Source organism: Streptomyces sp. NPDC050759 (genome assembly GCF_044456945.1).
In the GTDB taxonomy this organism is placed as follows: Bacteria; Actinomycetota; Actinomycetes; order Streptomycetales; family Streptomycetaceae; genus Streptomyces.
The window spans coordinates 272940-284106 of sequence record NZ_JBITGI010000006.1; the positions used below are offsets into that span (position 1 = coordinate 272940).

At 72.1% G+C, this 11167-nt stretch carries 10 protein-coding genes; 3 read left to right on the plus strand and 7 right to left on the minus strand.

The genetic code is table 11. The annotated features are described in order from the left end of the window. Positions 1–34: 34 nt before the first annotated feature. The 5 genes from ACIBJB_RS20620 to xylB all read right to left on the minus strand — a co-directional run bounded on the left by ACIBJB_RS20620 (position 35) and on the right by xylB (position 5978). Positions 35–1315 (minus strand): GAF domain-containing protein, encoded by a 1281-nt coding sequence (locus tag ACIBJB_RS20620; RefSeq protein ID WP_398932472.1) that lies wholly within the window; start codon positions 1313–1315, stop codon positions 35–37. Between the two features lie 94 nt (positions 1316–1409). Further along, on the minus strand, positions 1410–2009 hold the full coding sequence (locus ACIBJB_RS20625) for an N-acetylmuramoyl-L-alanine amidase (protein WP_398932474.1): 600 nt from the start codon (positions 2007–2009) through the stop codon (positions 1410–1412). Positions 2010–2038: 29 nt separating this feature from the next. Beyond that, positions 2039–3052, minus strand: a complete 1014-nt coding sequence (locus ACIBJB_RS20630) for an acetamidase/formamidase family protein (RefSeq protein ID WP_398932476.1) — start codon at positions 3050–3052, stop codon at positions 2039–2041. Between the two features lie 264 nt (positions 3053–3316). Beyond that, a complete protein-coding gene (locus ACIBJB_RS20635) occupies positions 3317–4525 on the minus strand; it encodes an ROK family protein (protein ID WP_398932478.1) in 1209 nt (402 codons plus the stop codon). 7 nt (positions 4526–4532) lie between these two features. Beyond that, a complete protein-coding gene (xylB, locus tag ACIBJB_RS20640) occupies positions 4533–5978 on the minus strand; it encodes a xylulokinase (RefSeq protein WP_398932481.1) in 1446 nt (481 codons plus the stop codon). Between the two features lie 179 nt (positions 5979–6157). On the opposite strand from xylB, the gene xylA reads away from it, so the two are divergent. Together xylA and ACIBJB_RS20650 are read left to right on the plus strand one after the other, a co-directional pair. Continuing rightward, on the plus strand, positions 6158–7324 hold the full coding sequence (gene xylA / locus ACIBJB_RS20645) for a xylose isomerase (protein WP_398932483.1): 1167 nt from the start codon (positions 6158–6160) through the stop codon (positions 7322–7324). A 180-nt stretch (positions 7325–7504) separates the two neighbouring features. After that, a complete protein-coding gene (locus tag ACIBJB_RS20650; protein WP_398932485.1) occupies positions 7505–7960 on the plus strand; it encodes a hypothetical protein in 456 nt (151 codons plus the stop codon). A gap of 8 nt (positions 7961–7968) precedes the next feature. Here the strand turns inward: ACIBJB_RS20650 and ACIBJB_RS20655 are convergent, their stop codons facing one another. Together ACIBJB_RS20655 and ACIBJB_RS20660 are read right to left on the minus strand one after the other, a co-directional pair. Continuing rightward, positions 7969–9309: an esterase-like activity of phytase family protein gene (locus tag ACIBJB_RS20655; RefSeq protein ID WP_398932487.1), complete on the minus strand. Its 1341-nt coding sequence runs from the start codon at positions 9307–9309 to the stop codon at positions 7969–7971. 136 nt (positions 9310–9445) lie between these two features. Then, positions 9446–10126 (minus strand): TetR/AcrR family transcriptional regulator, encoded by a 681-nt coding sequence (locus ACIBJB_RS20660; protein ID WP_398932489.1) that lies wholly within the window; start codon positions 10124–10126, stop codon positions 9446–9448. Positions 10127–10226: 100 nt separating this feature from the next. On the opposite strand from ACIBJB_RS20660, the gene ACIBJB_RS20665 reads away from it, so the two are divergent. Further along, positions 10227–11072, plus strand: a complete 846-nt coding sequence (locus tag ACIBJB_RS20665) for a patatin-like phospholipase family protein (RefSeq protein WP_398932491.1) — start codon at positions 10227–10229, stop codon at positions 11070–11072. Positions 11073–11167: the final 95 nt, after the last annotated feature.

The following is an 11167-nucleotide window of genomic DNA, read 5'->3' on the forward strand; positions in this document are numbered from 1 at the left end:
GCGCCGCCCGCCATTGGGCAGCTCTGGCGTGAGGCTAGGAGCGCCGACGTTGCAACCACGTTGCCGTCGGCGCGGCCAGCTCGGACTCCAGTGCGGCCAGCCGGGCCCGGACGCTCGCCGTGGGCCGCACGGCGGCGAGAGCCCGCCACACGTCGACGTCGTCCTCGCCCCATGGCGCGTGTGCCCAGTCCGCCAGCAGGTCCGGGTCGCGGCCGGCGACCAGCGCCGTCCGCAGCCCGTCGGCGATCCGGCGCCTGAGCCTGACCACCGCCGGTGCCTGCGAGGCCGGCAGCAGCGGACCGGTGTATTCCCGCGCCGCCGCGCTGACCGCACCGCTCTCCAGCCGGCGCTCCACGACGGCCACGTCCGACTCGACCCGCGCGGTCAGCCGGTACGGCCGCGACGACAGCAGCCCCGGCCCCAGCACCCTGCGCAGCCGCGCCAGTTCGGCCCGCAGCGTCACCGGTGTCACCGACTCGTCCTCGTACAGCGCGCACAGCAGCTCGTCCCCGGTCAGACCCTCAGGGTGCCGGGACAGCAGCACCAGGATCTCGCTGTGCCGGCGGCTGAGTCTGACCCTGCGGCCGGCGCCGACCAGCAGCGCCTCGTCCCGGCCCAGTGCGCTCAGCTCGGACGTGTCGGTGGCGGGCTGCTGCGGAAGGAGCAGCGCCAGCTGCGACTCGGCGGCCCGCGCGACCGCCTGGACGAAGCCCAGGCTGTGCGGATGCGCGAGCCCGTCCCCGCCGGTGATGTCCACGGCTCCCAGGACCCGCCCGGTCCGCGGATCGTGCACCGGCGCCGCCGCGCAGGTCCACGGCTGTACCCGGCGGATGAAGTGCTCCGCCGCGAACACCTGCACCGGCCGGTCCACCGCGACCGCGGTACCCGGCGCGTTCGTCCCGACAGCGGTCTCCGCCCACCGCGCGCCCGGCACGAAGTTCATCCACTCCGCCTGCCGCCGGGTCCTTGGATGGCCCTCGACCCAGAGCAGCCTTCCGTGCTCGTCGCACACCGCGAGCAGATGCTCCCCGTCGGAGGCGAAGGTCCCCATCAGCTCACGGAACAGCGGCATGACCCGCGCCAGCGGGTGCTCGGCCCGATACGAGCCGAGGTCCCCGTCGCTCAGTTCGACGCGCGCGGTCCCGTCGGGCCCGACACCGGCCCGTGCGGAACGCCGCCACGAGTCGGCCACCACCGGGCGCACCGGCCGCTGCACCGTGCCCGCCTCGGTGAACGTCTCGTGCGCGCGCCGCAGGAGCCGGACATGCTCGGCAGGGTCGGCCCCCGGTTCCAGGGCCACCCATGGATCGGTCAACTCGGCCTCCCGGAACGCGACGCGGCTGCGACCATCGTCACTCCGGGTGCGCGCGCAGACAACCTTCTCGACCGGCACCCGAACGATGCACGGCTCACACGGCTTCGACCATGCGCAAGTAGCGCTGCCAGTCCCAGTACACCCCCGGGTCGGTGTGGTCGGTGCCCGGCACTTCGTAGTGCCCGATGATGTGCGCCCGGTCCCTGGGGATGCCGTATCTTCCGCAGATCCCCGCCGTGAGCTTCGCCGACTCCTGGTACAGGGCCTCCGTGAAGTAGGCGGGCTTGTCCACCCATCCCTCGTGCTCGATGCCGATGCTGCTGGTGTTGTAGTCCCAGTTCCCGGCATGCCAGGCGATGTCCGCCTCCCGCACGCACTGCGCGATGTGCCCGTCGGCCGATCGCACGACATAGTGCGCGGACACCTTCTTCGCCGGGTTCTGGAAGATGGCCAGGGTGCCGGTGTAGGCGGTCTGCGTGACGTGGATGATCACGCGGTCGACCTCGTGGGACCAAGGGCGCTCCGCCGCCGTGAAGTTGGACGGGGTGGCCGGCTGCCACTCGGCGAGCGGATGGTCGACGGGTTGCGGGGCCGCCCCAGCCTGGGTTTCGGGAAGCAGCGCGTACGGTGTGGCGGCCAGGACGGCCCCCTTCAGCAACCGCCGTCTGCCGAGCAGCGGTCTGGCGCGTTCCATGAATCAAGTGCCTTTCGTCTCAGCGGTGTTCAGCCAAGCAGGGCCACCGCGGTGTCACGGAGCCGGTCGTGGACTCCGCGGTGAGTCTCGCGCGCCGGCAGCCATTCCTTGCGGATCTTCGCCACACACGTGTAGTTGGTGTCGCACACGTTGGCCAACGGTGACTCCACCGCCTGGGTCGCGAATTGGTACGCGTCCAGCTCGCTGAACCCGTAGTCGCGCACCAGCCACTGCACGAGGTCGAGCTGGGATATCCGGAAGGCGTCCTCCAGCGGGCGTGCCGAACCGGTCGAGATGATGTGGGTGTCCGACTCGATGCGCGGCCAGGGCGTGGCGAGGCCCTTGAGCAGCTCGACGATCACCACGGTGTTCATCGCGCACTCGACGGCGACCCCACAGGTCTCTCCCTCTCCCTGGCGGGCATGCCCGTCGCCGAGGCTGAGCAGGGCGCCCTCCACATTGACCCCGAGGTAACAGGTGACACCCGCCCGCATCTCCGGTGTGTCCATGTTCCCGCCGTGCGCGTCGGGCACCAGTGCCGAACGCACCTCCATATGGGCGGGGGCCACCCCCACGGTGCCGTGCATCGGGTCCATGGGCAGCTCGATCTCGATGTCACTGTCACGCGCCCGGAACAGTGCCGTGCGCCGAGCCCGGTCCAACTGCCAGATCCACACGGTCTCCGGCAGTGGGGGCTGGAGTGTGGCGGTGGTGTGCGTCGAGGTGAGCGCGCCGAACAGGGGGACCGTGGTCGACGCCGCCCAGTCCCGGGCCGGTTCGATCGACACGAAGTGCACGGCGACCGTGTCACCCGGCTCCGCTCCCTCGATGTGGAAGGGACCGGTCTGCGGATTCAGGAAGGGAAACTCGCACACCTCGGACACCAGGTCCTTCTCGGACCGCACCCGCCCCGCGAAGCAGTCCTCCGTGTACAGGTCGAGGACCGTGCCGGGCGCGATGCGGGCCACGGGCGGTGCGCCGCCGAACGTCCAGGCGTACTCGCCGGGTTGGGGCCGTACGGTCAGGATCCGGGGGTCGCTCATCGCTGTACAGCTCCGTTTCGTGCGGGTTCGGCGAGGTGGCCACGGGCGGTGTCGGCCATACGTTCCGGAGGCCGCCGTATCAGTGAGATCAGCACCACGATTCCCACGTCACCCCCCCGTTTTTCGCCGTTCGAGGCCCTTGGGTGCCTCGCGTGAATCACGGTACGGTGCCTGCCGGTTGGGCAGTAGAGCGCTTGGTGTTTCGGTGGACAACCTTGGGGTTGTGGACAACTTCCTCACCTGATGGGGTGAGGTCGCCGCGGCTCAGGCCCGTTCGCCCACAACCGCCGGGTCGTCCAGCACGGCCCGCACCACCGAGTGCGCGGCCCCCAGCAGCGGCCCCTGCGAACCCAGACGGGACACGGACACCGGACACGCCGGACCCGCCGTGCGCCGGGCCAGCTCGTCCCGCAGGGAGGGCAGCAGCCAGGGCGCGAGCCCGGCCAGCGCACCGCCGAGCACCACGGCTTCGGGGTCAAGCAGATTGACCGCCCCGGTCAGCGCGATGCCGAGCGCTTCCCCGGCCTCGCGCAGGGCGTCTCGTACGTCCTCGTCGCCGTCCGCCGCATGCTGCGCGAGCAGTCCGACCCGGTCCTCGCCCGGCTCCAGACCGGCCGCCCGCAACACCGCCTCCTCGCCGGCGTACTGCTCCAGGCAGCCGCGCCCGCCGCACGCGCACCGGGGCCCGTCGGGGTGGACCGGAACATGGCCCAGCTCGCCCGCGAAACCGCGGGTGCCGCGCAGGAGGTGCCCGTCCACGACGAGTGCCGCGCCGATGCCGATCTCCGCCGAGACGTGCAGGAAGTCGTGGGGGGTGGCGTCGCCGAGCCAGAGTTCGGCCAGTGCGCCGAAGTTGGCCTCGTTGCCCACGGTCAGCGGGAGGTCCTCGGGCAGCAGGGTGCCCAGGTCCGTGTCGTGCCAGTCGAGGTTCGGGGCCCGAACGACGGTCCGGGCGTCACGCGCCACAAGACCGGGCACCGCCACCGCAAGGCCCGCGGGCCACAGGCCCTCGGTCTCCGCCTCGGACACCACCTGGTGTACCAGGGAGGTGAGTTCCGCGATCACCGGCTCGGGGGAGCGGCCCCGGTTCGCGGCGTACCGCACCACCCGCGAGCGCACCTGCCCGCGCAGATCGACCGCGCAGACCGCGAGGTGGTCCACACCGACCTCGGCGCCTATCCCGGCCGGCCCCCGTCCGCTGACGGCGAGCGCGGAGCCCGGCCTGCCGACCCGGCCGGGACGCTCGGGACCGAGCTCCTCGAGCAGGCCCGAGCGTATGAGCTCGTCGACGAGGGTCGACACCGCGGCCCGGGTCAGCCCGATGCGCGAGGCGACCGCGGCACGCGACAGCGGTCCCTCGGCACTCACGGTGTGCATGACCCGGGCCAGGTTGCGGCGGCGCATGCCCTGCTGGGTGTCGGGCAGGCCACGCCGCGGACCCGCCGGGTGGGCGTCGTGCAGCGGTGCCGTCATGCCTCCCTCACCCCTCAGAGGTCCCCCGCTCCAGCAGCGGCGCCGCGTCGGAGAGTACCCCGGCGATCCTGGCCAGCGTCTCGTCGTCCCGCTCCACGGCCTCCAGTACCGGCCCGGCGGCCGTGTTCCAGCGCCGGGCGACCGCGCCCGGGTCCTCGCCGGTGAGCAGTCCGGCGGCCTGCGCGGCGGCGCCGAGCGCGACCAGCTCCTTGGCCTCGGGCACCTGGACCGGACGCCCCGAGAGCCGCCGTACGGTCTGCTGCCAGGCGGTGCCCTGCGCGCCGCCGCCGATGAGCAGCAGGGGCGTCGAACGGTCCGCGTCCTGGTCGAGCACCAGGTCCAGCGCTCCGAGCAGTGCCTGTACGGCGCCGTCATAGGCCGCCTGGAGGAGCTGGCCTCCGGTGGTGTCGTGGCGAAGTCCGTGCAGTACCCCGGAGGCGTTCGGCAGGTTCGGGGTCCGCTCGCCGTCCAGGTAGGGCAGCAGGGTGACCCCGGAGACCGGCTCGACGGCCTCGCGGTCCAGGCCCAGCAGCGCCGCGATGCGGTCCACGGCGAGCGTGCAGTTCAGGGTGCAGGCGAGCGGCAGCCAGTCTCCGTGGGCGTCGGCGAAGCCCGCCACGGTGCCGGTGGGGTCGGTGGGGCGGTGCTTCGAGACGGCGTACACAGTGCCCGAGGTGCCCAGGCTCATCACCGGCGTGCCGGGGCGCAGCCCGAGGCCGAGCGCGGCCGCGGCGTTGTCGCCGGTGCCGGGGGCGACCAGGGTGCCCTTGGAGAACGGCAGGTCATGGCCGTCGCGCACGGTGCCGGCCACCTCGCCGGGCCGGACCACGCGGGGGAGCAGAGCGGGGTCGAGGCCCACGCGCGCGAGGATCTCGTCGTCGTACGACTCCGTCGCCGACGCCCACCAGCCGGTGCCGGAGGCGTCGCCCCGGTCCGTCGTGCCCTCGCCGGTGAGGCGCTCGGTGAGGTAGTCGTGCGGAAGACGCACGGCTTTCGTGGCACGCAGGGCCTCCGGCTCGTGGTCGGCGAGCCACGCCCACTTCGTGACCGTGAAGGAGGCGCCCGGCACGCTGCCGGTTCGCTCCGCCCAGGCCTTCGGGCCGCCCAGCTCCTCGATCAGACGCCGAGCCTGGGGCGCTGAGCGCACGTCGTTCCACAGAAGGGCCGGCCGCACCGGCTCGCCCTGTGCGTCGAGCGTGACGAGGCCGTGCTGCTGCCCCCCGATCGACACCGCGGCGGCCTCGCGGGCGGCGTCCCCGCACTGGCGCAGCGCCTCGGACAGCGCGTCCCACCACTGACGCGGGTCGCTCTCACGGCCGGCCCCGGAGGACACGGTGTGCGGCGCCTGACCCCGCGCGACGACCCGTCCGGTGGCCGCGTCGACCACCAGCGCCTTGGTGGACTGGGTGGACGTGTCCACGCCGACGACGAGCGGACCCTCGGCTGCTGACATCGGGCTCTCCCTTTTTGCGGCTCTGACCGTGATGCGGTTCTTGACCGTGATGCGACTCGTGACCTTGATGCGGCTCATGTCTCCGTCCGGAGACACCTTGTCTCTTCCCAGAGACGTGTGTGCATACTAATTTGTAAACCGCCATGACGAAATAGTCCGAAGCAGCAAGGAGCCGCGTCATGAACTACCAGCCCACCCCTGAGGACAGGTTCACCTTCGGCCTGTGGACCGTCGGCTGGCAGGGAAGGGACCCGTTCGGCGACGCCACCCGCGGTGCCCTCGACCCGGTCGAGACGGTGCAGCGCCTGGCCGAGCTCGGCGCCCACGGCGTGACCTTCCACGACGACGACCTGATCCCCTTCGGATCGTCCGACAGCGCGCGCGAGGGTCACATCAAGCGTTTCCGTGAGGCCCTGGACGCGACCGGCATGAAGGTGCCGATGGCGACCACCAACCTCTTCACGCACCCCGTCTTCAAGGACGGCGCGTTCACCGCGAACGACCGCGACGTGCGCCGTTACGCGCTGCGCAAGACGATCCGCAACATCGACCTGGCGGTCGAGCTGGGCGCCGAGACCTACGTCGCCTGGGGCGGCCGCGAGGGCGCCGAGTCCGGCGGGGCCAAGGACGTACGCGTCGCGCTGGACCGCATGAAGGAAGCCTTCGACCTCCTGGGCGAGTACGTCACCGAGCAGGGCTACGACCTGAAGTTCGCGATCGAGCCGAAGCCGAACGAGCCGCGCGGCGACATCCTGCTGCCCACCGTCGGCCACGCCCTGGCGTTCATCGAGCGACTGGAGCGCCCCGAGCTGTACGGTGTGAACCCCGAGGTCGGCCACGAGCAGATGGCCGGGCTGAACTTCCCGCACGGCATCGCGCAGGCCCTGTGGGCGGGCAAGCTCTTCCACATCGACCTCAACGGCCAGTCCGGCATCAAGTACGACCAGGACCTCCGGTTCGGCGCGGGCGATCTGCGGGCCGCCTTCTGGCTCGTCGACCTCCTGGAGAGCGCCGGCTACGCCGGCCCCAAGCACTTCGACTTCAAGCCGCCGCGGACCGAGGACCTCGACGGCGTGTGGGCGTCGGCCGCGGGCTGCATGCGCAACTACCTCATCCTCAAGGAGCGTGCGGCCGCCTTCCGCGCCGACCCGCAGGTCCAGGAGGCGCTGCGTGCCTCGCGTCTGGACGAGCTGGCGCAGCAGACGGCGGCGGACGGCCTGAAGTCGCTGCTCGCGGACCGCAGTGCCTTCGAGGACTTCGACGTGGAGGCGGCCGCCGCGCGCGGCATGGCCTTCGAGCAGCTCGACCAGCTCGCCATGGACCACCTGCTGGGTGCGCGCGGCTGAATGAGACCCACGCGCGTGTGCCGTCGGCCGTGAGTGGCCTCCACCGACGGCACACGCGCGCGCGGCCTCGCAGCGACCCTCGCGGGGAATGTGCCGGAACCATGCGATCCACGGCATGGGGGCGTATCAACTCCCGCGCGGGGGTCGCCCCATGACCGGTTCGAGGCGACTCTGGACGGTATGGCCATGCCGCCGGTACCGCCCCAGCCGCCCGGACCGCCGGGTGACACACCGCCTCCGGGCGGTGGCTTCGGACCACCTCCTGACGACTTCGGGCACAACGGCCCGAACCCGTACGGGGGCCAGCCGCCGACCCAGCAGATGGGTTCGGTCGGCGACCCCGGGCCGAACGGGCCGAGAAAGCGCCGCAGCCCGCTGTTCGCCCTGCTCGCCGTGATCGCGGCGGCCGTGGCCGTCACCCTCGTGGTGGTCTTCATGGCCTCGGGGAACGACGACTCGCCGGACAAGAACCCGGCCCCGGCGACCAGTACGAGCGGTTCTCCCAAGCCGTCGTTCAGCCTGCCCACCCGGCTTCCCAGCGAGTTGCCCAGCGAGCTCCCGTCGCAGTTCCCGACCGACATACCCAGTGAGTTCCCGAGCGACCTGGAATCGCTGCTGCCGTCCCTGATCGGCTGACGCGGACCTCAGAGACCACGCGGCAGCCTGACGTAGGTCACCGTCGTCTCCACCCCGCTGTCGACCAGTCGGCCGTCGGCGTCGAACGCCCCCGCTCCGTCCGTCATCCCGAAGTCGTTGTCGTTGATCAGGGCGAGTGTGTCGTGATCCACCCGTGCGACGCCCTCGACCTTCCCGGGCACCCCGGCGACCGTGCCCAGGTCGACGACCGGCTTCTTGGCGAGTACGGGCACGCCGGAGGACGCCGGATCGTCGAGCTGCTCCAGCGACGGAGACCTGGTGTCGTCGTCCCAGGTGCCGCCGAGGATGTTCGAGGACCGGTTCAGGCGCACCAGGTGAAGCCGGGCGGCCTTGTCGGTGCGCTCCTCGACCAGCAGCCGGTCACCGCCCACCGCGACCACCGAGGAGATCTTGAGCTCGGAGGTGTCGTCCTCGCTCGGGTCCACGACGTTCACCGGGTCGAAGCGGTACGCGTACTCGGCGGTGACCGTCTTCTTCTTCGGCGAGAAACGCAGCAGCCGGGTCGTCCTGGAGGCCTCCCCGGCGGCTGTGTCCGGCAGGGACAACGGGCTCTGCACCGCCAGCACGAGATCGCCGCCGGGCAGTTGGGCGAGCCCCTCGAAGCCCCGGTTGGTCTTCCGGTGCAGCAGGACGGAGGGCAGCGCCTCCACCACCGGGTAGCCGGCGCCGGTGAGGTTCAGCCCCTTGGGCACATAGCGCGTGAGGACCTTCCCGCGCGCGGAGACGTGGACCAGACTCGGCCCGTACTCGTCGACAAGCCAGAAGGTCCCGTCCGAGGCCCGCACGATGCCCTCGGTGTCCAGGCCGTTCGGGTTGTACGACAGCGCGGTGAGCGCGTTGTAGTCGTACGGCGCCTCGTCGCGCCCCTGCTGGTTGGGCAGCCCCGTGACCGGCTTGCCCGAGGAGGTGGTGACCGGGACCGCGTCCAGTACCTTCACGGTGTCGCCGCAGACGCGGATCTTCACGATCGCCGGGTCGAAGCCGGGGACCGGGAACGTGCGGCGCTTGGTGCCGGCCACCTTGACCTGGCCGTTGGGCCCGCGGTCGGTCACGGTCCAGAACTCGCCCTTGCGGCCCGCCGGATAGATGTCACTGCCGATGCCGCCGAGGTCCACCCCGCGGTCGTCGGCCACGGTGCCCGGCAGGAGCCTGTTGCTGAACGCTCCCAGCGGGATGTCGCCGAGCGTCGCCGTCCGGACGACACGCGCCTGGCCCGACGGGGCACCCATGGCCGGTCCCGCCGCGATGAGGGCGGCGACCAGGGCGAGGGGTACACCCGCCGCTGCGGTGCGTCTGGCGGGGCGTCGGCCGTCGGCGTGCGGGGACATGGGGCCTCCTGAGAACCAAGTTCGGTGACAACGGCCAGATTTCGGCCTCGCTCGGAACGCCGTACGACCGAAGGGTGAACGTGCGGCCTCGGCCGTGCGTCGGCCCGACATCGCGGCACGCGCGCGTGCCGCGCGCTCAGCCGGTCGAGCTGCGGGGTGGCCGGTGCGGTCCCAATCCTTGGAGGACATCGCCGAGTTCGTCCGCCGTGAGCGCGGGGGACGGGAGGGACGCGAGGGCCGGCGAGGCGCGCAGACCGTCGAGGAGCAGAGCGAGAGGGCGACGCCAGGCTTCGGAGCCGGCGGCCGTGGCGAGGGAGGGGACGGCCCGGCCCAGCGCGGCCAGTGCGAAGAGAACGTCCTCCGTCGTGACGTCCGCCCGGATGCTTCCCTCCTCGCGTCCACGGCGCAGGAGCAGCTCCATGGTCGCCCGGTTGTGGGCGTGCACGGCCTGCAACGACTCGACGCCCTCGAGACGCGTGGTCATCAGGTCGTTCGTACCGCGATCGGTCGCCAGGACGGCGAACACCGCTGCCACGTAGCCGACGAGCCCTTCCCAGGCGTCCGTGGCGGCACGGGCCTGCTCGCCGGCGGCCATGGTGCCCGCCAGCGGGTCACGGAACACCGCGTCGACCAGGGCGGCACGACTCGGAAAATGGCGGTAGAGCGTGGCGTTTCCCACCCCCGCGCGTCGCGCGATGACGTCCAGAGGTGCCTCCAGCCCCTGCTCCGTGAACACTTCGTGAGCGGCCTCGACCAGCAACTCCCGGTTGCGTCGGGCATCGCGACGCCGTACCGGCACCGCCGCGTCGTCCGCCATGATCGCCCCTTCGCGCTACCGGGGAGTATTCCCCGGTAGCGATGCTATCGTCGTCCAGGTAAGTGGGGAGTGCTCCCCACTTACCTGGGAGGGGTGTGACATGGGCAGTACGGCGCTTGTTCTCGGCGGGGGTGGCCCCGTCGGCGGAGCCTGGCTGACGGGAGTCCTCGCCGGCCTGTGCGACGCCGGTATCGACCCGGCCGACGCGGACGTCGCCATCGGGACCTCGGCCGGTGCGATCTTCGGTGCGCGTCTCCGCGCGGGCGAGCCGGCGCGCGAGCTGTACGAACGCCAACTGGTCGGCGCCGACCGGGTGGGCCTCGCCGTGACGTCTGCTCAGACGCTTCGCTTTCTGTGGGCCGCGCTGGGCTCCCGCGACCCGGAGCGTTCCGTGCTGCGCCTCGGGCGAGCGGCGCTGAAGACCCGCACGGGTCCCGAGTCCGATGTCTACAACGCCCTGCGTCCGCTGCTGCGGAGCGTAGGGGACTGGCCCGACCGCACACTGCGGATCACGGCCGTCGACGCCTTCTCCGGGCAACTGACGGCCTTCGACGCCGACTCGGACGTCACGCTCCTCGAGGCCGTCGTCGCGAGCTGCGCGGTGCCCGTGGTCTGGCCCCCGATCACCCTGATCGGGCGCCGCTGGATGGACGGGGGCAGTCGCTCCACGGCCAACATCCACCTCGCGCGCGGTCACCACCACGTCCTGGCCATCGCCCCGATCCCCGCCGCCGTGGGCCCTCATCCCGGTGCCGAACAGCAGGCGGCCGCCCTCGCAGCCGAAGGCGCCCACGTCACCCTCGTGACCCCGGACCGCGCCGCACGCCGGGCCATGGGCCGCGACATGACGTCCGACGCGCGCCGCCCCGCGGCCGCCCTGGCCGGCCACGCCCAGGCGACGGCCCTCGCGCCCTCGGTGCACCCGCTCTGGCACGCCGAGCGGTGAAGGCCGGGCCCGGGGCGCCTACTGCTGCGCCACCGGCCCGCTCTCGCCTTCGCGACCGATCCGGGCACACTGACCTGGCGTGGCAGCACGCTCCT